Consider the following 23,265-nt stretch of genomic DNA (forward strand, 5'->3'; position numbering starts at 1 on the left):
GGGAATTCATGCGGCCGCTCACGAATTCCCAATCTATTTTATATATCGATCAAAGGAAGAAATACTTTTTTATTTAAATTTTGCGATTAAAAGTAAATAGAGTGAATCTTCCCATTCCATCTCCCTTTTTCTCATTCATTCATCTATTTTTCTCGTATTTTGGAAGACTTCTTTTAATGTATGAATAGAAATGGTTGGTTTTGCTGCCTTCTTATTCTCTTCTTGAATTGTTAAATAGATTTCTTTACGATGAATCTCAATATGTTTGGGTGCATTAATGCCCAGTTTGATCTGATCACCGTCTATGTCAACAACCGTGATCTCTATATCATGACCTAGCATAATCGATTCGCCTTTTTTCCGGGTTAAAACCAACATCTATTTAACCCCCTCTATTAATTTTTGCGAAAATAAAGGGGTTTTGATTTCATAAAGCGTATCATGTAAAATAACTTGTTTCCCTTTTCTATTTTTCACGTTGATAATCACAGGTGCTTTTAAATTGATGGTTGTTTTTTTAAAGTCTTCTGGAATCGAAAGAATTCCCCATACTGTGATATCCTCAACATGATTTATTTCTAATTCTTCTTTACTCTGTTCATCTAAGTCAAACTCATAATTTGGATAAAAGATAAAAGGATTGACAATCACAAAAGCCAAATCTGATGTTTGAATCGATTGCAAGAAGGCATAGGGCTGATCAACATCAGGTTGAATGAGTAGAAACAGTTGCTCCTTCTCAAATCCAGGGATTCCGTTTTCAAAATGGATGATATCTTCTTCGTTATACTTCACCCGACCAAAACGGGTCGTTTCGATTTTTGCCATTCTAATTTCCCCTTCTATTAGATTTTTTCAATTATCTTCACATCCTGAAACTTTTCCCAATGTTGGTTTGTATATTCATAAGCAGCGACTTTTGGGAGTGTATTTCTTACCTTATTTTTCATTAAATAGAAATACACGGACAACGGAGCGCGTTGAATATACAAACCAGTGCATCAACAAATACATCAAAAAATGCTATAGAATCTACTATAGCATTTCTCGTTTCTATCGATTAAATCCTTTGTTCAATTTTTGGTAGAAAGATTTGTAGTGAATTTCTTTGTTTTAGATAGATGTCCACGTTTCCGGGAATATAATGCATCTCTGGTTTATTGGGTTGAACCTCCAATTCCACTCCGCCTTTGATCCATTGGATATTCAATGTGGGTGGTTTCACATCAATATCCACATTGTCATAAGAAGGAGTATCAAAATAATCCAATTCAGGTAAAGAAACGGATAGATCTGTCGCCATTTCTGCAAAAGGGTCTTCTTGTAGATGGATCGCTGCAAATCGATCCCCCTTTTCGGCCATTTGTGCTAGATTGTTTACAAACACTTGTTGCAAACGTTCATAAATTCGATCAGGAAAGTCAGGAAATGGGACGTAGCCTAATGCTCCCCATGCCTTTCGTTGATCAATCTCTACTTGAGGGTAAGAATGCTCAATCTCAAGCTTTGCTGGTTCTTGATGCATCTCGATTGTTGCTTGCGGTTGTCTGATTTCTAACTTGGCTGGAGTGCTATCCATACCGATTTTTGCATAAGTTTGACGAATCTGGATTTGAGGAATAGAAGGCATATGTCATTCCCCTTTATCTTACCTTAAAAAATCAACTAATGTTGGGCGAATAATTCTTGCACCTGTTGATAGGGAAGCTTGGTAGATGTTCTCTTCCATCTTCAAGTTAATCATCACTTCAGCTAAGTCAGCATCCTCTGCTTTTGACAAAAGAGTTTGAATATTGATATTCTCATTATCTAAACGATTTTTCATCAACTCTACTCGATTAGACCTTGCTCCTACTTCAGCCCATTTGGACATGGCATTATCTAACACGTTATCAAGTTTTCCAAGAACTGTATTGACATCCGATTGATTATGATTCATTAACGCACTTCTCAATTCTTCTAATACTTGAAAAGCATTAGGATTCGTAGCATCATTTGCCCCAAATAACTCTTTCCCAGATATATTCACTGGAATGGTAATTCCAGTCCCAATCTCAAATAAAATTTTCCCTGTATCGGGATCCGCTGTCCCTAATAGCTTGGCCGTAGCCATATCATAAGGCGGTTGATCCGTTTTTTGTCCATTAAACACGTATTTGCCGTTAAATTGGCTATTCCCTATATTCACCAGTTGTTCATATAATTGCTCTACTTCCATTGCTAATGCTTCCATTGATTCATCAGAGTTCGTGCCATTTGCCCCTTGCACCGCAAGTTCTCTTGCTCTTTGCAGAACATCATTCGTCTCACTAATCAATTTATCGGTATATTCTAACCAAGAAGTAGCAGAATCCACATTCCTCTGATATTGCTCATTCGAAACAAGCTCACTACGATAGCGTAAAGCAAAACTCAAGCCTACAGGATCATCGGAAGGTTTATTAATCCGTTTTCCCGTTGCCATTTGGTTTTGCAACACTTCTAATCGAGAAAGATTCGTATTTAGATTACGTAACAATTGATTATTTAACATCCCTTGTGTGACTCGCATTTTGTTCCACCTACTTTCTGCTACTATCTACCAACAATCCCCATGCCATTAATCACCTTATCTAACATTTCATCAATTGCTGTTATCATCCGGGCTGAAGCATTATAGGCATGTTGGTATTTAATTAAATCAGCCATCTCTTCATCTAAAGAGACTCCACTTACAGCTTGTCTACGATGGTCAACTTGTTCAACCAATACTTTTTGGCTTTTATATTGGCGAACAGCTTCCTGGGATCTAACACCCAAATTACCAACCATTGAGCGGAAGTATTCATCAGAGCTCCCGATTCCCTCAATCTTGGTATAGCGCATATCCGCAATCCATAAAGCGATTTGGTTATTCCCTTTTAATACGACTCCATTCTCTAAACGATTCGACGTCGCGATTTTGGTCACATCATTAAGGATCGCCGTGTTGACTTGAATATTGCTTGCAGACATTGGCTTCGTATTATCCTTTTTTGTAAAGAATTCTATTCCCGGATTGCTATTCAAGTCATAACCCATTTGATGAAGACCATTGATACCAGGGACTTTAACCGCAACATCCTTTGTAACGGTCTGTGTAGAAGAATCATAATTTGTTGCATCTAAGCCGAGAAGATTAGCCATGTTTGGGGGTAACTGGGTACCACTTACTAATGTCAGATCAATGTTTCCCGAAACTAACCCATTCACTAAATCATCCAACTGACTTTGGATCTTTTCTACTTCTTCGATCGATTGCAAATATCCATGTACTTCTCCGCTACTAAAAACATCTTTCAATGTTTGCGTATTTGGTGTAAGATCAGTAATCGTCTTTGTCTCTGGATCATACAAAAATCCTTTCAATGCAGATGGATTTGAAGAATCCATGTATACCTGGTTTGCATGATTCGCTTTTACCAATTGTGTTCCATTTGACAATGTAATCGTATACCCGCTATTATCCTTTTCATCCTTCACGGTGATATCGATTAATTTAGACAATTGATCGGTTAAGAGATCACGCTGATCACGTAAATCATTAGCATGATCACCTTGGGCCTCTACTTGATAAATTTGCTCATTTAATTTGGCAATCTGCGTGAGAAGGGTATTCACATCACCAATATTCTCGATCTGTAGTTTTCCATTTACATCGATTGACCCTGAACCTAATTTTACTTTCAAACTTTCTACGAGATCAGATTTTAAATCTTCTAGCTTCTGAGCCACATCGTTAAGCGCATCGGTCATTGCAGCAGCTCTTTCAATAACAACCGATCGAGCAGTGAGGTTATCCGGTTGTCCAGCTAAATCTTGCCATGCATTCCAAAAATGATCGATGACGGTACGAATTCCATAATCGGAAGGTTCATTAATAATTGCTTCTAATTTTTCAAAGGTGCTTTGACGGACTTCCCAATCACCAAAGTTTTGATTTTGATTGCGAAATTGTCCATCCAGGTAAGAGTCTCGTAATCGACGAATGTTGGAATAATCGACACCTGTTCCTAATTGTCCAGGCGAGGTACTTCTTGTCCAAGCAAGAGCCTCCATTGGCTTTGAAGCGACGAAATCGACTGCCTGTCTGGTATATCCTTTCGTATTCGCATTTGCAATATTATGTCCAGTCGTCTGAATGGCTGTTTGTGCAGCAAATAACCCACGTTTTGCTGTTTCTAAATTATGAAATGTGGAACGCATTTCTTCCACTCCTTCCCTTTATAAACTTTGTGTCCAATCGATTGGGTCCACGCAAAAGGATTCGGAATAAGCTAAAGGTATCGCCACTTTTTGAGTATGTTCATGCTTTTTGATCAAAAAACCCCCGTCTGGATCCAACCGTTTGTTGTTTAGCTGAAATCGGATTTCCATAGGTGTAAAAATTCTTGGGTTCTCCCATCACCATTTCAATTGAATGAGAAATGTAATCGAGTGATTGCTGAATTAATAAGGAATTCAAATTATGTAACTCCTGAATCTCTTGAATGACTTCAGTAAGTTTTAAACGTATTTGCTGAAGCTGTTCTTTTTCCTGGGGTGAGGTCATCATTTTGACTAGATCATTCATGGTTACTTCTTGTAGGGAAAGTCCTTTTTCTTTTAATAGCTGTTTTACAGTAAACGCTCTTTCCTCTTCTAGCTTGCCAACATGTTTCACCCATTGAGATTCAACGTTCATGATTCTAGATAATTCTTCTATATTTCCTTCAATAAGAATTTGCTTCTTATATTTCGCGATTTCCACCATTTCTGTATGCGCTCGATAAAGATCACTCATTACATTCATCAATAATTGAAAAGTGGACATATCACTTCCTCCTGATCCCCGATTTACTTCAACCAATCAAGAATCTTATCCGCTACTTTTTTCGGATCAATCATATAGGTTCCGTTTTGAATCTGTTCTTTGATCTGATCGATTTTCTCACGGCGAGTCAGATCTTTAGACTTCTCTAGAAGTTCTTTTGCTTCTTCCGAAATCAAAATTTGATCTTTTTTCTGTTCGGTTTTCTTTATTTCTTCTTTTTTCTGGTTCATTTTTTGGTATTGATTGATCCCCTGGATTCGATTGATATCATTGATCCTCACTGATACCACTCCTTTACAATAAAAAAGCCGATGCATAAGGTTTATCTTATATATCGACAAATGAAAGAAAAATATTTAGTGGTTTTCTCTATTTTTCATCTTCCATTTTGGCCTTTATCTAAAAAGTCTCGGCGAAAGCCTATCCCTTTACTTTGTTCTTCCTTCATGGTTTGCTTTTCAATGGCTTGCTTGATTCCCTTTTCTAATCGACTTCGACAACTCGGGCATAGTTTCCCTTCGCGAATCGGTTCCCCGCATGACTCACAGGGGTATGTCATATTGGGCATTTCTGCAATCGAGATTCTGCCTTCTTTGATGAATTTGGTAATCTGTTTCACGCTAACTTTTGTTGCTTCACTTAACTCGTAAAGATTCACAAGCCGATGTTCACGGATATATTCTGCGCATCGTTGATACTCTTCTTCGATCTCTCGATCACAAGCAGGGCAAACGTCCTTGATCCCCTTCACAAAAAGCTTTCCACAACGTGGACAGTTTTGAAGATTACCTATCCCCATCATGTCTCCTCCCCAAACTTTTCTTACATTAAGTGTACCGAAAAAGTGAATCCTTGTCATGAAACAATTTCGTGAATTCACGCTCTGGATAGTGTTAAACTATAAACCATGCTAGCACCAGAATGTGTCAATTCCTTAGCACACTCATTGATCGTTGCACCGGTTGTATAAATATCATCAACGATTAAAAGAGTTTTCCCTTCAATTTGTTCAATTACTTCCCTCTTAACTTGAAACGCATCTTTCATCTCATTGATCCGTTCCCATTTCCCACTTTTACTCTGTTTATGGGTTTCTTTCACCCGTTCTATCGAATCGATAATAGGGATACCGACCATCCGGCTTAAACGCAGCGAAAGTTGCTCAGCTTGGTTGAAACTTCTTTCTTGTAAACGATTGGGATGTAGAGGAACAAATGTAATGTAATCAATCGATAGATCTTGATAATATCGATCATAAGCGATCTTTAATAAGCGACTAAAGACAATTGACAAACTTTCTTTTCCCCGATACTTATATAGCGCAATCGCTTCCTTCAAAAACGTATTATACAATACGGCACTCCGATTCATGACAATCGCATGATTCGGTTGATATTGACAATCGAGACAAAGAAGAGGATCAGAAGATTGATTGATTTTGGTCGAAGTAGTATGATCCAATGGTTTATGACAATGTTGACAATAAGGAGAAGTTGGAATTTCGATTTGTTCTTTGCATGTCATGCAGACGTATTTCATTTGTGACAGATGATGGGATACATCTTTAGCATATCCGACGATGGGCTTTTCACATAACAAGCACTTTTGCTCTGGAAAGAGCAAATCATGAAAAAAGGAACGAAGCAAAACCTTTAATTCCATACCCTCTCCCCCATTGCATTTCACACAACATTTTGCAAACTATCCTAAAAACAGCTTAACAACCAGTGAAAGAACCATGACCCAAAAAAGGAAAATTACGATCGCCCCTATCCAGCTTTTTGGATGTTTCATATCTTTTGCTTTCTCCCGATATTCTTCGATCACTTCTTTCGGGATTAAGCGTAAGGCCAATAAAATCCCCAATGGAATGAGAAGCAAATCATCCAAATAACCCAAAATTGGAATAAAATCGGGAATCAGATCAATCGGGCTAAAGGCATAGACTAAAACCATGGCCGTCCATAGTTTTGCATACCAAGGAACCCTTGGATCGCGATAAGATAGATAGAGAACCATCAGTTCCAATTTGAGTTGTTTCGCGCGTCGTTTCCAATCCATTTTTCCCCGTTTCTCTTTTTGTTGTAACATTCCTTACTCCTCTCCGAAGCCAAACCATTACTTATTATCAGTCGTGAACTTAATCCTCTGGTCGTAAGAATGACATTGTCGCACCACTTTATGCTTCTCCTTTTCCTTGACCAATCGCAATCGCTTTTTCTAATAAATCAAGATCAATTTCTCTTTCCAGCAAATTCATATTTTGTTTAAAACGCTCAATGCTTTTACTTCCAATCAGAACAGAACTGATCCCCTCTTCTTGATAGAGAAAATGTAAAGCAAGAGCATGTAATAATTCCCCATCATGATTCATCAATTGTAATAACCGTTGAACATTCTCCTTTCCCGGAAATTCAGTGTCCATAAATCCCAAAACTTTTGAAGTTAATAATCCCCGTCCAATCCCCGTACGAATCAAAACACCGATGCCTTTTTCTTTTGCTAATTCAATATTCTTCTTATTGGCTTGATTAAGCAGATGATATTCCATTTGCATCACATCAAAATCCCCAGATTGAATCAATTGGGTCGCTAATTCTCCATCGATAGATGCACCAAGAAAACGTACTTTTTCTTCCTTTTGCGCATCTTTCATTGCTGCTAATGTTTCTCCTTCTTGAATAACCTTCTCTGGTTCAGGGCCAAAATGGATCTGGATCAGGTCGATCACATCCGTTTTTAATAAACGTAAGCTATGATCAATCGATTCTTTAATCGCTTTGTAGGAAAAATCATAATAAGTACGAGGTTCGTTACTATGTTCACCACATTTGGTTGCCAAAATATATTCGTTTCGCCGATGAGAAATATACTTGCCAATACGTTCTTCGCTCCGGTGATAGGCCCTTGCCGTATCGATTAAGTTTACACCTAAATCTAAAATCGAATTTAGTACTCGTCCTGCTTCTTTTTCCTCTGGACGCCTCTTCTCTTCTTCACTCCCATATCCCCAATCACGTCCTATAGATAATGCTCCAAAGCCGAAAAAGGTAACTTCTGTATTCATGCGTTCGATTCTACGTTTCTCTAGTGCTTTCATTCGCACGACTCCTCCTTCAATACTTATTGTTTCCATCAGAATTATACTATTTTTTGTTGTTTATCCAATTTTTTGCTAACTGATTCATTCTTTCGATTTGATCTTTAGCTTTGACCAAGTCTTTTGTTTTTGTTTCCGCAATAAACCACACCAATCCATCAGGATAATCCTTCGACCTTCCGACGCGGCCCGCGATTTGTACTAATGTCGCTTCATCAAACACTTGCGTATCTGCACCTAACACAAGAACGTGGACATTGGGTACGGTAACCCCGCGTTCCATAATGGTCGTCGTAACAAGGAACTGAATATCCCCTTTGCGAAACTGTTCTACTTTATCATCCCGCAAATAATCGGTGGCATGAACACCTTCTACTTTTGCATCGGGAAACCACTTCCTTAGTTGATTCTGCCAGATTTTAACCAAACGAACTTCAGAAACAAAGATAAATGCTTGTCCTTTTCTTTTCTTTACTTCTGCAATAAATTCCTCCATGATTTGAAATGGCTTCTCTTGTTTTAATCGTTTCCGCAAATCATTAATATATTTCAACTCTGGAACAGGAAGGGGATTCCCGTGATAACGAATTGGCAGCACCGTTACATCAATTTCACGGTGCTGAATACGATCGATCCAATCTTTAGAAGGTGTAGCCGTTAAATAAATAAGTTTTCCGTCTTTTTTTAATGCACGACGTACAACACGATGTAAAACAGAGTCACCATGATAAGGGAAAGCATCCATCTCATCAATGATCACCAGATCAAAAAAATCAACAAATCTCAACGTCTGATGTGTCGTTGCCAAATAGAATTGGCCACTATTCCAACGTTCAGGACTACCTCCATAAAGACTAACGATCGGTATCTCAGGAAAGGCTTTACGAAACCTAGGCGTTAATTCCCGAATCACATCTTTCCTTGGCGAAGCAAGCAAAATGCGGTATCCATTACTGATCCCCTTATGAATCGTTGGGAAAATCATCTCTGTCTTACCTGCTCCTGTCACTGCCCAGATGAGTAGTTCCTTAAATTCTTGATTATGAAGAAAATGAACCGCATATTCGGCCACCCGTGCTTGATGTGGAGTTAACTGGTAACAATGGGTGTTGATTGTAGGGGGGATATCTCGCTGTCTATGATCCTTCTTAATCATCTTCGCCCCAAAATAAGTAAACTGAAGCAAAGGGATACAAGTTTTACTCCTTCCCATCGCAATACATTCTTCACAAGTGGCACAAGCATCGCCACAACTGGCACAAGGTTGAACATGTACCTTCTCGCTCGACCCACAGCGATGGCAAATGGGTCTTGCCGAATCAAGCGGTGAAGCAACACTAGACATAACCTTTACTTCTCCTGTCAAAATCCCATATTGCAACATTTGATAAAAAGATTCATCGAGAACAAGATTTGGAATTCCTTTTAACTCATCTAATAGTAATTGTTTGCCAAAGACAAAAGGAGCAATTTCTTCTTTCCACTTTGCATAAGAAGTAGCTAGGTCACACATCCAATCCCTTTTGTTATTCCTTGTTTCGGTGATCCCCTCAAGTAAGTTCCCCTTACTAGGAAAAACATCATATACCTTTGCTATGCCAAGTTTTTCTTGACATCGCCAAATTCGCTCACGTTCCACTTCTTCTTTTCGTTCTCTTCTGCCAAATATAATGAAACCCCTCTTTTTCATTCCATCATTAAGACATCGAATCAGTGCCTGAGCGGTTCCTATGGAAAGGGGAGGGGAAATGACAATAATTTCTTTTACCTGTTGGTTGGCAAAATAAAACTGGTCCATTTCTAGATCAAAACTAAATCTGAACTCAGATGTTCCATTTTCTTCAACCAAATAAACGATACATTTTCTCATTCATATCCCCCATTACCGTCGTGCTATTTCTTCACTTATGGAATATATAAACCTAACAGTTGGTAGGAAACATGTGGGTTAGTATCTTCCTATAAATAAAGGTTTGTATATTCCATCGCGCTCCGTCATCCGTGCCCTTCTATGAATAAAGAATAAGGAGAGAAGGGCACTTCTGAAAGCACACAACGTGTACAAGTCGTGCTACACAGCTAAAGCTGCGAGTCACGCTATGTCGCAGCTTATGGAATATACAAACCCCCAAGATGATTAATGGAAAAAGTTATTCCAATATGAAACATAGGAACGGTTTCTTGATGACTACTTCTTATACCAAGCAATACCAATTGTACCTGGGCCTGTATGGGCACCGATGACTGGGCCAAAATCAGAAATATCTCCCTCAATATTAGGATAGGTACGTTCGATTTTTTCTAATAGTTCATTTGCCTCATCGATCACATCTGCATGAACAACAGATAGACGAATTGGCGTTCCATCCCTTGCATCTTGATCTAATAACTGCAAGATTCGATCAATCGCTTTTTTCTTCGTCCGAATCTTTTCAAAAGGTTCTAACTTCTTATTTTCAAAATAAATAATCGGTTTAATCTTTAACATACTGCCTATTAAGAATTGAGCCGCATTTAAACGGCCTCCACGGTGAAGATAAGATAGATCATCTACCACAAAATAAGCCCGTAAATTCCCAACCATCCATTGAATTCGTTCAACGATTTCTTCAAGTTTTTTCCCTTCCTCAACCATTTTAGCCGCTTCAATTACCATAAAGCCTAAACCATAACAAGCACTTTCGGAATCGAGGACAACTACTTCAATTCCCTCTACCATTCGTGCAGCTGATTGTGATGTGTTCATCGTACCACTAATTCCACTCGATAGATGAATCGCTATGGCTTGATCATAATCTTTCGCTAGGCGTTCATAAAGGGCAATAAAGTCACCAATTGCTGGTTGGGAAGTAGTAGGTAATTGGTCACTTTCCCTTAAGCGCTGATAAAACTCTGCTGTACTTATATCTTTTCCTTCTTTTAATGTTTGATTTCCAAAATTTACAGATAATGGTACAACGTGAATCCCATAACGGTCAATGATCTCTTGACTCAAGTAAGCAGTACTATCTGTAACAATAGCGATCTTTGGCACGTTTTTCACCTCTATTCTATTTTCCACCAACAACTGCTTCATACCCATTATATCATTTTCGTTCCAATTTCAAATGAATAGAATGATAAAAAAGAAAATTAAGACAATTTATTTACACGGAGTAGATTCCCCTTTCTGATCTTCTGCTCACGAATCCATCCAGCTTTTACCTCCAATACATCAGTAGCTTGCGAAACCCATTTCCCCATGGTCCACGGCTTCATGTTTTCATGAAGATCAACAATTTGAAAAATCCAGTCTTCCTCTTTTTTCCCTATTCTTTTTAGATAGACAACATCGAGTGGAAAACGCATCCAAAACATATGAATTTGCTTAGTTTGCGTTAAGAGTAACCCATCATATTCACCGAAAGATTTTTGAAACATCAATCCCTTCAATCGTCGAAAAAAAGAGTTGGCCACTAGGATTCGCTGACCAACTACTTGCTTTGTTTCATCGTTCATCATTATCCATTCTTCCATTTTTGTTCACCTATTTCATAAAGGTATGAATGATTTGAATCACCGCTGGCCCTAGTACAATAATAAAAATGGCTGGGAAGATAAAAAAGACAAGCGGGAACAAAATTTTGATCGGTGCTTTCATTGCTTTTTCTTCTGCTCGTTGTCGTCGTTTTTGCCGCATATCTTCAGATTGAATCCGTAACACATTTCCTATCCGAATTCCTAATTGATCAGCTTGAATAATGGCACCAACAAATTGATTCATATCATCTGTGCTTGTTCGACTCCCAAGATTACGCAGTGCTTCGCGACGACTTTTTCCCATCTTCATCTCTTGTAGCATTTTATGAAACTCATCGGACAATATTCCTGAGGTCTTTTCCACGACTTTGACGATCGCCGCATCAAAACCAAGACCTGCCTCAACACTAACCGTTAAAATATCCAAAACATCGGGAAGTCCCTTTTCAATCGCCTGAATTCGTTCATCTTTTTTCCGCTTCAAATAAAAAATTGGAGCAAGATAACCGACAATCCAGCCGACGAGCGGTATTACAACCTTCAAAATCCTAGTCTCAAGAAACGATGCAAAGAAAGTAAACAGACTACCAAATCCAATCCAGAACACCATTCGCCATGTCATCCATTCTTGAAGGGTCAAATGATGCGGATGTCCAGCAGCTGTGAGCATTTGTTGTTCCCTTAATTTTAGGGCATACGGCGTCCATTTCATAATTGACTTTTCTGCTTTATGGAACAGAGGTTTCAACAATCGTTCTTGGATAGGTAAGGAGTAAGGATCTTCCTCTCCTTTTTCTTCAGGCTGAGGTGCTTGAATCTCTTCAATTCGTTTCGCCACTTTTAAGCGAGTTGTGAAGATCATTTTTAAAACCAAATAAAAAAAGGAAATAATGAGAATAGCTATCACTAATAAAAATAGAATCGGTTGATTCATCAATCACACCTCAATACTTGTAATCTTTTTAATCAGCAAAGCACCAATAATTTGCCCCATAAATGCAAGGGTCATCATGGCCCATCCCAGAGGATTTACGAATAGAGGCTTGATATATTCTGGATTAGATAACCCAATAAAAATTCCTAGCCCAATCGGTAAAAGCATAAAAATTATCATGGACATTCTTCCTTGAGCCGTTAACGATTTTATTTCGCCTTGAATACGAATCCGTTCACGTATCGTTTCACCAATCGTATCTAAAATCTCGGATAGATTCCCTCCAACCTGTCTTTGAATTAACATTGCTGTAATGATTAAATCTAAATCTTGACTGTCGATTCGTTGGTTAAAATGAATTAAAGCATCTTCGGTTGGAACTCCAATCCGCATTTCTTGTAACATTCGTTGAATCTCTTCCGATAAAGGCGCAGACATTTCTTGGGATAAAAGTTCTAAGGATTGGATTAAAGAATACCCTGCCTTCAAAGAGTTGGAGATCATATTGATCATTTCTGGAAGTTGCATTTCTAATAATCGTTTTCGTTTCTTGATCTTATTCTTTAGCCATATTGAAGGAAAAATCCAAGTGATTCCTCCGAACCAGATTCCCCGTTCGATATGTCCACCTGCGATGATCGTTCCCACAATCCCACCAAATATAACAAATAGAAAGGTAAGTGACATAAATTCCGATGATTTCATCAAAAGATTGGCTCGTTTTAGTTCCACTTGCAATTTTTCATCTAATATCCGTAACCATTTCAGATTGTAAAAAATTCTCTCAAACAAACGAGCAAGAATAAAACTCTTTTCCTTTCTTTTTGCTTTTGCAGTTGTCTCTTCTGTTACTTGCCATTCCTTCTTCTCAATCTCATGCACCCGTTTGCGAATTCGACTTCTTCTTTGATCGAGATATTGCACCAACCAGAAAAAGAAACTAAAACTAAAGAAAAAGAAGCTGAGAAGGACGACCCATTTCATCTTTATCACTCCCTCGTTGTTCAAATTCACTCGTCTAATGAAATTGAAATAACTCCGTACCTATCGGGATACCAAAAGATTGGATCGTCTCTAATGATTTTGGAACGATACCTGTTGGCTGGAACCTACCAATGACTCTTCCATCCGCATCCTTTCCTTGCTGTTTATAGACGAATATATCTTGTAATGTAATGATATCCCCTTCCATCCCTAATACCTCAGTAATATGCGTAATCTTTCTTGAGCCATCCTTCATTCGATTTTGCTGAACGATTAAATCAATCGCGGAAGCAATTTGTTCTCGGATCGCGCGTACAGGCAAATCCATCCCTGCCATTAGCACCATTGTTTCCAAACGAGCCAACATATCCCGAGGAGAATTGGCATGACCTGTGGTTAATGATCCATCATGTCCAGTATTCATCGCTTGTAACATATCTAATGCTTCTCCACTTCTTACCTCGCCAACGACAATTCGATCCGGTCTCATCCGCAAACTGTTTCGAACCAGATCTCTCATCGTAATTGCACCTTTCCCTTCAATGTTTGCAGGACGAGTCTCTAACGTAATAACATGATCTTGACGTAATTGAAGCTCTGCAGCATCTTCAATGGTAACGATTCGTTCATCGGCAGGAATAAATGAGGATAAGACATTCAAGGTTGTTGTTTTCCCACTTCCTGTACCCCCAGAAACAACGATGTTCAACCTTGCTTTTACTGCTGCTTCGAGGAATTTTGCCATTTTCTCCGTTAAAGTACCAAAACGAATCAAATCTTCAATTTGAAACGGATCTTTGGAAAACTTACGAATCGTAATACAAGGCCCTTTGATCGCAAGTGGTGGAATGATTGCATTCACCCTTGATCCATCGGGTAATCGTGCATCAACCATTGGCGAACTTTCGTCAATTCTTCGCCCAAGTGGAGAAACAATTTTTTCAATCACTCGCATGACATGGGCATCATCACGAAATTGAGCAGGTGCTAATTCAAGTTTTCCTCTCCGCTCCACATAGACCTGTTTCGCATGATTCACCATCACCTCAGAGATTTCATCATCTTTTAGTAATGCATTAATTGGGCCAAACCCGTTAATCTCAGCAAGCATATCCTCAATAATCGATTCTTTTTGCTGTCTTGTTAGTGGTTCTTCTTCCCCATTTAAAATCGATTCGATTAGTTTTCGGATCTCATCTTCATTTTCTGTCGACTCGTCAGTTAAGGGTTCACTCCCCAATTCTTCTAGCAATTTGTCATGAATTTTTCGTTTTAATTCTTTAAAGGGTTCTTCCGCTATGACCGTTTTTTCTGCAACGATCTTTTGTTTTTTTTGGTTTAGATCATGTTTTCCTTGCTCCCCTTGCAGTCGTTGAAGTAAGGACATATCCCTTCACCTCCTGTTATTTCCGTTTCTTTTTCCAGACAAATCGACTTAACCAAGACTCAGATTTACTCCGCTCATCTTCTGCGCTAATCATCTCAATCAATTTGTTCATTTGTTTTGCCCACTTGCTTCCTGGTTTCATCTCGATTAAGGGTTCGCCTCGATTAATCGATAGATCGGCATATTTATCTTCAGGTAGTAAGCTGTAAGGTTCCATTCCAAGAGCTGTCTTAATATCTTTCGGCTTGATCCCTGTATCTAGATCAGCTCGATTAATAATCAGTCTCACCCGATCTGTTGGATAATTGACGGCGTCCATCACTTCTAGAACGGTTCGATTGTGTCGAAATACAGGTATATTTAACGTATTGACTAATAGTGTAAGATTGGATGAATCTAACGCAAGGACTGGATCTGTTAATTGTGCCGGTGTATCGACAATGACATAATCATGTGTTTCTTTTAAAAGTCGCAAGATTTTTTCTACATGTTTCCCTGTGACAACTTCACTTTGTTCTGGACGAAGCGGAGCCGCTAGTACGCGAACTCCTGAGTTGGTTTCATATAAATAAGAGAGAAGGGATTCTGCATCAAGCCTTTCAATTTCTTGAACCACGTGGTATATTGTCTCTTTCACTTTCAAGTTAAACATCGCTGCGATATCGCCAAACATTAGATCGAGATCAAGAACAACCACTTTTTTATTCCGTTGATTTAAGCCTGCAGCTAGATTTGCCGCAATCAAACTCTTGCCCACTCCGCCTTTCCCACTAAAAACCGTAATAATCTTTGGACTTTGGACATATCCTTGTTCTAAAATTTGATGGGCATAAACTTGAACAGCCCGCTGTTTATTTTTCTCATACACTGTGATCACGGCTTGGATTAATTCATCAGGAGAAAAGGGTTTAATGAGAAATTCCTTTGCTCCTGCTAACATTGCTTTACGCAGATAATCCTGTTCTCTTTGTACGGAAATGACAATCACATTAGCCGATGGGCATTTCAAACTAATTCTTTCTGTTGCCTGTATTCCATCCATATCTGGCATATTGATATCCATCAAGATAATATCTGGTTTATATTTACATGCAAAATCAATCGCTTGGAAGCCGTTCTCTGCTTCAGCAACGACATCGATCCGGCTCTCAAAGGACAAAGCCTTGCGTAGATTCATTCTTGTTTCCTCTATATCATCAACGATTAACACCCGTATCCAATCTGTCATCGTGATCACCCCTAAGGTGTAAAAAGATTTTGATTCGTTATGCCACCTGTTTGTGGCTGATCCTGTTCATTGATCGGTCTTAAAATCAGTCGAATGCTACCTCTTTCTTCTGTGAAGGTTAACCGTTCCGCATCATGTGGCTTTACCGCTAATGTAACCGTCTCAATTTGTTTTTTCTCTTTTTCTCCTCCTTGCTTTTCATCTGTTTGATTTCCCACAGCCAAAACCAGTACATTTTGTAAGATAATTTTCGATACATCTTTTTCTGGAGAAGCTCCTTGCATGATCTTCTGATCAAAGGTTCCTATCACATCCACATAATCCCCTGATTCAATAAATCCACCAACACCCATTACTGAACTGTATTGTAAGGTAATCGCTCGATACCCTTTTGGAACAGAATAAGCTAAATGAGTTTTCTGATATTCTTGATCTGCTAATCGTTGATTGACAATCGGCTCTCCAGAGTAGATGGTTTCCTTTACCGTCTTTCCAAGAATATCTTTTATATCTGTATATGTAGACTCCGATAAGGCACTAACCTTTAGTCCTTTCATTTCTACCATTTCTTTTGTAATCTTTGTTTTCGGTTGAATCGTTACTTTTGCTACGACTACTTTTTTCGTTGGTTCAAGTGACTGATTCACCGTTTCTACCTTTGATAAATAAAAATAGATGAAAAAGGTAGTAGTAAGTCCAAGAAATAACGCGAGCAAGAATAAGTGTCGATTGGTCACTTTCATCTCTTTCTCTCCCCTACTTGACTAATTTCACCGCATATAATCCTGAATCTTTCGTGTTTTCATCATCCCAATCACCAGAGTAGATGTTTTTCATAAACCTTCCTGTAACATAGGAATCATTTCCATTGCCACCTACATTTTCAATATAGAAGGATGCAAACCCGATAATTTTTACCGTTTCTCTTCCGTTTAAATTCAAACTCTCGATAACAGGAAGGTAGATGATCCGTTTACAGTTTCGATTTTTTTTGGCTAAGTCATAGGTTTGGCATTCAGAATCATAAGCATCAAGATTGATTCGTTCCTTAATGACCCGTTCTGTTGGCCCTGACATATTACCTGTTTCCGTCTTTACTGAATCATTAATACTAAGTTTACTAATGTAACCATTTAATAGATTATTCTCATAATTAGAAGCCCCCGTCCCACCAAGTGCTAATGGACCGAAATTCCCATTGGCTACGTTGAACGGGTCGTATTTTAAGGTATATAAGGAACCAAATTGAAAACCATAATCTTCTGCATTAGGGTTAGGCGCTACTACTGATAATGGTACAATGCCTTTTGCACCCGAAAGTGGCTTAATCTGTGCTGTAGCAGTCGATTCTACTAATACATGATCAAAACCAAAAATTTTGGCAAAGAAAAATGGAACATCTCGCTTTCCAGCAACAGTAATTTTATGGTTGTCCACATTAACCGTAATGGATGGATCCATCACGCCATTTTCATTGGCAAATTGAATCGCGGTTTCTTTTGCCTGTTCAGCTCCATTTACCAATTCCTGTGCTCCTGAGATGGCAGCAGCATCAACCGCATCAGATAACTTCTGTTTTTCTAACATTAGATTCCCTAAATCGATGACCATCGCCGTCATTCCTAGAATGACAATCATGGCAAATAACATCATGATCGATATATTCCCTTTTTGGTTATTCAACTCGCATCACCGTCTTTGCCGTTATCGGAAAAGGATTGGGTAAAAGCTCTCCCCATATTGGGCCCCATAATGGGACTTTATAATCAATCTTCACTTCCACCTTCTCCCCTCTTTGGCGATACTCGTAAGCTGGGGAGATGGTAACTACAAGATTTGTTGGTTCTAAGGAATAGGTTTTTTCATCAATGATTTGCCTTATCTCGGTATCTGTCGCCCACACGGAACCATATCTTGCTCCATCTCTTGAAGCATTTTCAATCAGAAGATACGCATAAAAGATATGTCCAAATTCAATAATTCCTAGTAATAGAAGAAGAAGGATCGGAATCACTAGGGTAAATTCTACTAAGGATTGCCCCTCTTCCCCTTTGATCCGTTTTCGTAATCTCTTAATCACTCTTCTAACCTCCGATTCTCATAAGAGGTTTACTATTCTATAAAAGAAGCGCCTTCCGTCCTGTAAATAAGGCCCTACTTCGGATAGTAGGACCTTTCATAGGGTTAATAGAGATAATAATAAATTATTGCATGATCATTCCTTTTTATTGTTGGAGACTAGAGGTAACATTGGTGAACAAATCCCTAATACTAGTACCCATTAACGATAACGCTCCAATCACCACGACTGCAATCAGAGCAATGATTAAACCGTATTCTACCATACCTTGTCCAGCTTCATTTTCTAAAGATTTCTTTGCCCTTGACTTCCAATCCAACTGTTTCACCCATAATTTTGTGAAAAACTTTTTCATTTGACCATTCCTCCTTTTTAATATCGGCTCATTATGAATTCGGAGTAGCACAGATGGTGCGCAAATGGTCTGACTGCTAAGTCTAAGAAAAAAACTCCTCACATTGCTGAGGAGTTCGTCTATGTAACGAAGCAATCAGCAACCTGGCAATCATCGTTCATATGAACCTTAGACCCATGGCTTTGCGTCCTACCCTTTCGAGTAGTTTGCCTTTATTGATTGTTTTCTTTTGAGCCTTTCTTTACTTTAATTGTACGAAGAAATATAGGGTTTGTTATCTTTCTAACTTCCTATTTTTTACTAGGTAAAAACACATGTTTTCTGTACTTATATCCAAAAATTCAGGCAATTAAGTCCCTATTCCCTGCTCTCATTGACCTATCAGGATACTCGAATCGCTGAATTTGCCCCATGTTTGTTCCTTTTGTCATAATCCATAAGATCAATAATTTCCACTTGTTCACCATTTCTACATATTTCTTCTATCTTTCTTCCTATGATCTCTTCTTTTTCAGCCATTTCCTGTTCTAGGATCAACTTTACTTGAAAAGATTGGTGGTGCAATCGTTGGATAATTGCAAATGTGTCATCGCTTGAACCAAAGTCAATGATTGTCATTTTGATGGGTTTCCCATCGATACATTGCCAAAACCAAAGCGAACGAATCACCCATTCAATAATCGATTGATTATCTTTTGCTAAGATCAGGTAATGGGAATTATTGCTTCCTGTTTTTTTTGCTAATTTCATACAAAAATAGGAATAAAAAAGTTTAAAGCCAAGTAGAATGATTCCATAGAGGCATATGGTCCATAAAACTAAAGAAAGCATAGTGGCCCCCTCCTTAGTAGAGTATATGCCCCTATGCCTTATCTGGTTCGAGAAACGTTTTCTATTGGATTACGAAATGTGAACCCAACCATTTTTAATCGCTGTAATTACCGCTTGTGTGCGATCTTGGACATTCATCTTTTGTAATATACTACTCACATGATTTTTTACCGTTTTTTCACTGATAAATAATTTCTCACCAATCTGGCGATTACTATTTCCCTCTGCCAAGAGTTGAAGGACCTCAATCTCCCGTGGGGTTAATATGAGACGCCAATCGAGTGATTTGTCGATAAAAACGGATTCATGTTGAGAACCATGAAGCTCTTTATTACTTAGTCGACGATATTCTTCAATCACTTTCCCCGTGACTTGTGGATGAATATAGGCGTTTCCTTTTGCCACAGAACGAATCGCTTGAATTAAAGTCTCTGCTTCCATATCTTTTAATAAGTAGCCAGAAGCCCCTGCTCTTAATGTCTCAAATACATACCCTTCATCATCATGAATGGATAATATAATCACTTTGGATTTCGGAAAAATCTCTTTCACTTTTCTGGTTGCCTCAACTCCATTCATATTCGGCATATTGATATCCATCAAGATCACATCTAGCGTAACACCATGATATTGGTTTAGAATTCCTTGTCCATCTGAACATTCGGCAATCACTTCCATATCTTCTTCTAAATTAATAATCCGTTTGATTCCTTCACGGAAAAGTTGATGGTCATCCGCGATTAAAATACGAATTTTACTTTTTGAGTTCATTGGTCTTTTCCTCACCCTCCTTGATTTGAATGACAAAGGTTACGGTGGTACCTTTATTTTTTTCTGACTGAATATCCATTTTACCTTCTAATAGTTGTACTCTTTCTTTCATCCCCATTAAGCCAAAGTGATCACGTTCTCTATTTAGTCGATCTTCGGAAAAGCCTACGCCATCATCTTTTACCATTACTTTAATCAAATTATCCTGCAAATCGACATGAACACTAACATTTGAAGCATTCGCATGTTTGACCACATTATTTAGAGCTTCTTGAATCAAACGAAAAATGGCGACCTCCATCATGGATGGTAAACGGCGTTCCCTTCCTGTTAACTTTAGCTCTAAATTGAAATTCTCTCGAGCTGCCAGTTCTTGAGTATATTTGCGTAGAGTTGGAAATAAACCTAAATCATCTAACGCCATCGGTCGCAAGTCAAAAATAATTTTACGAACATCAGCTAAACTCTGCCGCACCATATCCTTTAAATCTCGTAATTCTTGCATGGCTTGATCCATTTGTTGATGGTGAAGGAAGCGTTCTGCAATTTCTGTTCGCAATACCACATTGGCCATCGATTGAGCAGGGCCGTCATGAATCTCTCTTGCTACCCGCTTACGTTCTTCCTCTTGGGCCTGAATAATTTTCAAACCATACAATTGACGGTATTGTGCCGATTCAATCACTTCTGAAACTTTAAATAAATCGCCAGATAAATAGTCAAAAACGACTCCAATCTGGGTCATCAATACCTCTGCTCGCTCAATCATGAATTCTATATTTCGTAAACTGAGTTGCAATTCATTGCGGCGAGCTTTTAGATTCCCTTCTCGTTCCCTTGTGATATATAAACGAACTTGAAGTTCATTTGCCTCTTCATATGCCCTTTGAATGTCTTCTTCTGTAAACTTTTTAAAATTACGACTTACATGAGCCAAATTCATTCTTGCTCGACGATATTTTTCTTCTAAATGATCAACCTCATCAATCACTTTCTTTGTTTCTATATTTAATAACTCTAATTTTTGCAGCAATTTTTCTTTATCTGCCCTTGAATTTTCAGTAATTTCAAAGATTTGTTTTTTGCTGTTTTCGATGGCTTCAATCGTTTTTTTTAACACCCTTTCTAAACTTTGACCATCAAAATCTTTCTGTATCAAAGATATTACACCCCATCCGAACTCGTTATAGTTTCATTGTAACATACCCATCACTTCTTATACACGTCTGCAATCTGTCCTATTCATTCACGATATTCTAGTTCTTTTGACCTATATTTTAAATTTAATATAATATATTCGTGCTCTTAGCAGGGATTATGAGGGTGGGAAGGAAAAGAAAAAGTCTTCAAGACGAAGACTTCATCACAGCTAATTTTAGTTTTTTTAAATCACTCGAATCTTAGGCACTACTTTCTCAAGGATCTCTGTAATTACGGCTGTTCGATTACTATTACTCTCACTTGCTAATAAATCAATTTTTTTAAGAAGTTCTGGATCAAGTCGGATGCTAATCAATTGCTTTGGAGGTGGTTGATCTGTTTTTTTTGAAAGAACAATCATCGTCATCTCTCCTTCATATTTATCTTTCATTTGTATTGTACCTGTATCACGTGAAAAATACTGTCACTTTAAGTCAGTAAATCTGTTCTATTTTTGTCGATTCTACACTAATTTCGAAAAAAAATAGGTTTGTATATTCCATAAGGACAACGGAGATGCGTTGGAATATACAAACCTACACCATTGTATATCAATATCACATACCTACACATCAAATTTTTTAATTAACTGTTGTAAATCGATTGCCATTTGATTCAGGGTATTGGCGGAAGCAGTAATTTCTTCCATCGAAGCACCTGTTTCTTGCGTAGCTGCAGCAATTTGTTGAGCATAATTAGAAGTTTCATCGGCCACATGTTTCACCATTTCACTAGAATTCGTCATCTTCTCGATTCCTTCAACCATATTTTCAGATTTTTTTCTCGTTTCTTGGATCAAGCTTGACATCTCGACGTTCGAATCATAAATGGCTTTAAATGCTTGTTGAGCTTGCGCAACAAAGTCAATTCCATGTTGAACTTCTTGTTCACCTTTTTTCATCGATGTCATCACCTGGGCCGTTTCTTGTTGAAGTTCACGGATCACTTGTACAATTTCTTCCCCTGCCTTTGAAGATTGTTCAGCTAATTTCCGAATCTCTGTGGCTACAACGGCAAAACCACGACCAGCATCTCCTGCTCTTGATGCTTCAATCGCAGCATTTAAGGCTAAAAGATTCGTCTGTTCGGATACCGATTGGATAATCTCAATGACTTTCTCAATTTGTCCACTTTTTTGCCCTAGGGTATCCACATACTGTCCTGCTTCCTGAATCGTGTGATTCATTTTGCTCATTTGTTCAATCGTTTCTTTAATCACATAATCCCCTTGTTCGGCGGTTTCCATTGACTGGTAAGAGGCTAACTCGATTGATTTTGTCTTCTCATTGACATCATGAATGGTTCCTACAACACGATGAAGGATTTGCTCATTCTCTTGTAAGAGATTAACTTGTTTGTTTGTGCCATCTGCTACACTATTCGTCGTTTCCGCAACTTGTTCAGCTGCTCTTGCCACTTCATCGGAGCTTGTAGACAATTGTTCAGCAGCCAATGTGACATTCTGTGAACTTTCTTGAATATGTTGAATCAGTTCCCGCAATGAATTCACCATGATATTAAACTGGGTTGCAAGTTCTCCAATTTCATCTTTATTTTTTACTTGAATCTGCCCTAATTTTAGGTTTCCTTTCGCTACTTCCGATACATGTGCTGTCACACTTCGAACAGGCCTTGAGATACTGATAGTGATGAAATAAGCAATTGTACCTGCACCCACAATTCCTAGAGGGATAATGATCCAAATCAAACCTTTGATTAATTCAATTTTATCTTTCACAATGAACATGACTTGGTTATAATCCTTTCCATGAGACACAAATGTCTGGACAGATGTCCCTAAAACATGAATTTGATAATAAATAAATAATACTGCAATAAAAAACATGACCATTATGGATAAAAAACCCAACCCTAGCTTCTTACCAACCGTCATAAATCGTCCCCCTTAAACCCCCAAAATTCATTTTCAACCGAGAATTATTCTAAATATTCCTACACTCCATCATACAAGATAAAATAGAAAATTTAAACAAGTATGTTTACGTATTCATAAAAGTGACAAAAATGTAAGGACTGGAGTTTCA

The 23,265-nt window shown here is 38.3% G+C and carries 27 protein-coding genes and 1 riboswitch; all 27 genes read right to left on the reverse strand.

The features are described from left to right. Window positions 1–135: 135 nt before the first annotated feature. The 27 genes from csrA to EDD72_RS04790 all read right to left on the reverse strand — a co-directional run bounded on the left by csrA (window position 136) and on the right by EDD72_RS04790 (window position 23,114). Window positions 136–378 carry a carbon storage regulator CsrA gene (gene csrA / locus EDD72_RS04660; protein ID WP_132767735.1) on the reverse strand — a complete coding sequence of 81 codons (243 nt, stop codon included), beginning with the start codon at window positions 376–378 and terminating at the stop codon, window positions 136–138. Continuing rightward, on the reverse strand, window positions 379–828 hold the full coding sequence (gene fliW / locus EDD72_RS04665; protein ID WP_132767737.1) for a flagellar assembly protein FliW: 450 nt from the start codon (window positions 826–828) through the stop codon (window positions 379–381). A gap of 232 nt (window positions 829–1,060) precedes the next feature. Beyond that, the gene (locus EDD72_RS04670) at window positions 1,061–1,630 is read right to left on the reverse strand and encodes a DUF6470 family protein (RefSeq protein ID WP_132767739.1); all 570 of its coding nucleotides are present in this window, start codon (window positions 1,628–1,630) and stop codon (window positions 1,061–1,063) included. Window positions 1,631–1,648: 18 nt separating this feature from the next. Continuing rightward, a complete protein-coding gene (flgL, locus tag EDD72_RS04675) occupies window positions 1,649–2,551 on the reverse strand; it encodes a flagellar hook-associated protein FlgL (RefSeq protein ID WP_132767742.1) in 903 nt (300 codons plus the stop codon). A gap of 23 nt (window positions 2,552–2,574) precedes the next feature. Continuing rightward, on the reverse strand, window positions 2,575–4,224 hold the full coding sequence (flgK, locus tag EDD72_RS04680; RefSeq protein ID WP_132767744.1) for a flagellar hook-associated protein FlgK: 1,650 nt from the start codon (window positions 4,222–4,224) through the stop codon (window positions 2,575–2,577). Between the two features lie 100 nt (window positions 4,225–4,324). After that, complete coding sequence (locus tag EDD72_RS04685; protein WP_132767746.1) at window positions 4,325–4,831, reverse strand: flagellar protein FlgN; 507 nt, start codon at window positions 4,829–4,831, stop codon at window positions 4,325–4,327. A 23-nt stretch (window positions 4,832–4,854) separates the two neighbouring features. Continuing rightward, complete coding sequence (gene flgM, locus EDD72_RS04690) at window positions 4,855–5,112, reverse strand: flagellar biosynthesis anti-sigma factor FlgM (protein ID WP_165894966.1); 258 nt, start codon at window positions 5,110–5,112, stop codon at window positions 4,855–4,857. 95 nt (window positions 5,113–5,207) lie between these two features. After that, entirely contained in the window at window positions 5,208–5,630 is a 423-nt protein-coding gene (locus EDD72_RS04695; protein WP_132767750.1) for a TIGR03826 family flagellar region protein, read from the reverse strand. Between the two features lie 77 nt (window positions 5,631–5,707). After that, window positions 5,708–6,493, reverse strand: coding sequence for a ComF family protein (locus tag EDD72_RS04700; protein WP_132767752.1), 786 nt, complete (start codon window positions 6,491–6,493; stop codon window positions 5,708–5,710). A 39-nt stretch (window positions 6,494–6,532) separates the two neighbouring features. Then, entirely contained in the window at window positions 6,533–6,922 is a 390-nt protein-coding gene (locus EDD72_RS04705; RefSeq protein ID WP_132767754.1) for a YkvA family protein, read from the reverse strand. An 88-nt stretch (window positions 6,923–7,010) separates the two neighbouring features. Further along, window positions 7,011–7,931: an aldo/keto reductase gene (locus tag EDD72_RS04710; RefSeq protein ID WP_165894967.1), complete on the reverse strand. Its 921-nt coding sequence runs from the start codon at window positions 7,929–7,931 to the stop codon at window positions 7,011–7,013. A 46-nt stretch (window positions 7,932–7,977) separates the two neighbouring features. Continuing rightward, on the reverse strand, window positions 7,978–9,801 hold the full coding sequence (locus tag EDD72_RS04715; RefSeq protein WP_132767758.1) for an ATP-dependent helicase ComFA: 1,824 nt from the start codon (window positions 9,799–9,801) through the stop codon (window positions 7,978–7,980). 318 nt (window positions 9,802–10,119) lie between these two features. Further along, a complete protein-coding gene (locus EDD72_RS04720) occupies window positions 10,120–10,965 on the reverse strand; it encodes a DegV family protein (RefSeq protein WP_279388085.1) in 846 nt (281 codons plus the stop codon). A gap of 98 nt (window positions 10,966–11,063) precedes the next feature. After that, on the reverse strand, window positions 11,064–11,447 hold the full coding sequence (locus tag EDD72_RS04725; protein ID WP_132767762.1) for a DUF192 domain-containing protein: 384 nt from the start codon (window positions 11,445–11,447) through the stop codon (window positions 11,064–11,066). A gap of 10 nt (window positions 11,448–11,457) precedes the next feature. Beyond that, on the reverse strand, window positions 11,458–12,384 hold the full coding sequence (locus EDD72_RS04730; protein ID WP_207893642.1) for a type II secretion system F family protein: 927 nt from the start codon (window positions 12,382–12,384) through the stop codon (window positions 11,458–11,460). 3 nt (window positions 12,385–12,387) lie between these two features. Then, a complete protein-coding gene (locus EDD72_RS04735) occupies window positions 12,388–13,368 on the reverse strand; it encodes a type II secretion system F family protein (protein WP_132767764.1) in 981 nt (326 codons plus the stop codon). 34 nt (window positions 13,369–13,402) lie between these two features. After that, window positions 13,403–14,755 (reverse strand): TadA family conjugal transfer-associated ATPase, encoded by a 1,353-nt coding sequence (locus tag EDD72_RS04740; RefSeq protein WP_132767766.1) that lies wholly within the window; start codon window positions 14,753–14,755, stop codon window positions 13,403–13,405. Window positions 14,756–14,771: 16 nt separating this feature from the next. Next, a complete protein-coding gene (locus tag EDD72_RS04745) occupies window positions 14,772–15,983 on the reverse strand; it encodes a CpaE/TadZ family protein (protein WP_132767768.1) in 1,212 nt (403 codons plus the stop codon). A gap of 11 nt (window positions 15,984–15,994) precedes the next feature. Beyond that, window positions 15,995–16,726, reverse strand: coding sequence for a Flp pilus assembly protein CpaB (gene cpaB, locus EDD72_RS04750; protein ID WP_132767770.1), 732 nt, complete (start codon window positions 16,724–16,726; stop codon window positions 15,995–15,997). A 13-nt stretch (window positions 16,727–16,739) separates the two neighbouring features. Continuing rightward, window positions 16,740–17,666 carry a pilus assembly protein TadG-related protein gene (locus tag EDD72_RS04755; protein ID WP_132767772.1) on the reverse strand — a complete coding sequence of 309 codons (927 nt, stop codon included), beginning with the start codon at window positions 17,664–17,666 and terminating at the stop codon, window positions 16,740–16,742. Next, on the reverse strand, window positions 17,659–18,063 hold the full coding sequence (locus EDD72_RS04760; RefSeq protein WP_132767774.1) for a TadE/TadG family type IV pilus assembly protein: 405 nt from the start codon (window positions 18,061–18,063) through the stop codon (window positions 17,659–17,661). The genes EDD72_RS04755 and EDD72_RS04760 overlap by 8 nt, the downstream gene beginning before the upstream one ends. A 145-nt stretch (window positions 18,064–18,208) precedes the next feature. After that, a complete protein-coding gene (locus EDD72_RS04765; RefSeq protein ID WP_132767776.1) occupies window positions 18,209–18,418 on the reverse strand; it encodes a Flp family type IVb pilin in 210 nt (69 codons plus the stop codon). 134 nt (window positions 18,419–18,552) lie between these two features. Then, window positions 18,553–18,639: riboswitch (cyclic di-GMP riboswitch) on the reverse strand. Between the two features lie 160 nt (window positions 18,640–18,799). Then, a complete protein-coding gene (locus EDD72_RS04770; RefSeq protein WP_132767778.1) occupies window positions 18,800–19,249 on the reverse strand; it encodes a glycosyltransferase family A protein in 450 nt (149 codons plus the stop codon). A 69-nt stretch (window positions 19,250–19,318) separates the two neighbouring features. Continuing rightward, on the reverse strand, window positions 19,319–20,020 hold the full coding sequence (locus EDD72_RS04775) for a response regulator (RefSeq protein WP_132767780.1): 702 nt from the start codon (window positions 20,018–20,020) through the stop codon (window positions 19,319–19,321). Next, complete coding sequence (locus tag EDD72_RS04780; RefSeq protein ID WP_132767933.1) at window positions 20,004–21,176, reverse strand: sensor histidine kinase; 1,173 nt, start codon at window positions 21,174–21,176, stop codon at window positions 20,004–20,006. Before EDD72_RS04780 ends, EDD72_RS04775 begins: the two co-directional genes overlap by 17 nt. Window positions 21,177–21,404: 228 nt before the next feature. After that, window positions 21,405–21,611 (reverse strand): ribbon-helix-helix protein, CopG family, encoded by a 207-nt coding sequence (locus tag EDD72_RS04785; protein ID WP_132767782.1) that lies wholly within the window; start codon window positions 21,609–21,611, stop codon window positions 21,405–21,407. Between the two features lie 174 nt (window positions 21,612–21,785). Further along, the gene (locus EDD72_RS04790; RefSeq protein ID WP_132767784.1) at window positions 21,786–23,114 is read right to left on the reverse strand and encodes a methyl-accepting chemotaxis protein; all 1,329 of its coding nucleotides are present in this window, start codon (window positions 23,112–23,114) and stop codon (window positions 21,786–21,788) included. Between the last annotated feature and the right edge of the window lie 151 nt (window positions 23,115–23,265).

The organism is Tepidibacillus fermentans (assembly GCF_004342885.1).
Classification (GTDB): domain Bacteria; phylum Bacillota; class Bacilli; order Tepidibacillales; family Tepidibacillaceae; genus Tepidibacillus; species Tepidibacillus fermentans.

Coding starts and splice junctions, on each gene's coding strand:
- csrA (WP_132767735.1), bottom strand. CDS start 378: ATGTTGGTTTTAACCCGGAAAAAAGGCGAATCGATTATGCTAGGTCAT.
- fliW (WP_132767737.1), bottom strand. CDS start 828: ATGGCAAAAATCGAAACGACCCGTTTTGGTCGGGTGAAGTATAACGAA.
- EDD72_RS04670 (WP_132767739.1), bottom strand. CDS start 1,630: ATGCCTTCTATTCCTCAAATCCAGATTCGTCAAACTTATGCAAAAATC.
- flgL (WP_132767742.1), bottom strand. CDS start 2,551: ATGCGAGTCACACAAGGGATGTTAAATAATCAATTGTTACGTAATCTA.
- flgK (WP_132767744.1), bottom strand. CDS start 4,224: ATGCGTTCCACATTTCATAATTTAGAAACAGCAAAACGTGGGTTATTT.
- EDD72_RS04685 (WP_132767746.1), bottom strand. CDS start 4,831: ATGTCCACTTTTCAATTATTGATGAATGTAATGAGTGATCTTTATCGA.
- EDD72_RS04695 (WP_132767750.1), bottom strand. CDS start 5,630: ATGGGGATAGGTAATCTTCAAAACTGTCCACGTTGTGGAAAGCTTTTT.
- EDD72_RS04700 (WP_132767752.1), bottom strand. CDS start 6,493: ATGGAATTAAAGGTTTTGCTTCGTTCCTTTTTTCATGATTTGCTCTTT.
- EDD72_RS04705 (WP_132767754.1), bottom strand. CDS start 6,922: ATGTTACAACAAAAAGAGAAACGGGGAAAAATGGATTGGAAACGACGC.
- EDD72_RS04710 (WP_165894967.1), bottom strand. CDS start 7,931: ATGAAAGCACTAGAGAAACGTAGAATCGAACGCATGAATACAGAAGTT.
- EDD72_RS04715 (WP_132767758.1), bottom strand. CDS start 9,801: ATGAGAAAATGTATCGTTTATTTGGTTGAAGAAAATGGAACATCTGAG.
- EDD72_RS04725 (WP_132767762.1), bottom strand. CDS start 11,447: ATGGAAGAATGGATAATGATGAACGATGAAACAAAGCAAGTAGTTGGT.
- EDD72_RS04730 (WP_207893642.1), bottom strand. CDS start 12,384: ATGAATCAACCGATTCTATTTTTATTAGTGATAGCTATTCTCATTATT.
- EDD72_RS04735 (WP_132767764.1), bottom strand. CDS start 13,368: ATGAAATGGGTCGTCCTTCTCAGCTTCTTTTTCTTTAGTTTTAGTTTC.
- EDD72_RS04740 (WP_132767766.1), bottom strand. CDS start 14,755: ATGTCCTTACTTCAACGACTGCAAGGGGAGCAAGGAAAACATGATCTA.
- EDD72_RS04745 (WP_132767768.1), bottom strand. CDS start 15,983: ATGACAGATTGGATACGGGTGTTAATCGTTGATGATATAGAGGAAACA.
- cpaB (WP_132767770.1), bottom strand. CDS start 16,726: ATGAAAGTGACCAATCGACACTTATTCTTGCTCGCGTTATTTCTTGGA.
- EDD72_RS04765 (WP_132767776.1), bottom strand. CDS start 18,418: ATGAAAAAGTTTTTCACAAAATTATGGGTGAAACAGTTGGATTGGAAG.
- EDD72_RS04770 (WP_132767778.1), bottom strand. CDS start 19,249: ATGCTTTCTTTAGTTTTATGGACCATATGCCTCTATGGAATCATTCTA.
- EDD72_RS04775 (WP_132767780.1), bottom strand. CDS start 20,020: ATGAACTCAAAAAGTAAAATTCGTATTTTAATCGCGGATGACCATCAA.
- EDD72_RS04785 (WP_132767782.1), bottom strand. CDS start 21,611: ATGAAAGATAAATATGAAGGAGAGATGACGATGATTGTTCTTTCAAAA.
- EDD72_RS04790 (WP_132767784.1), bottom strand. CDS start 23,114: ATGACGGTTGGTAAGAAGCTAGGGTTGGGTTTTTTATCCATAATGGTC.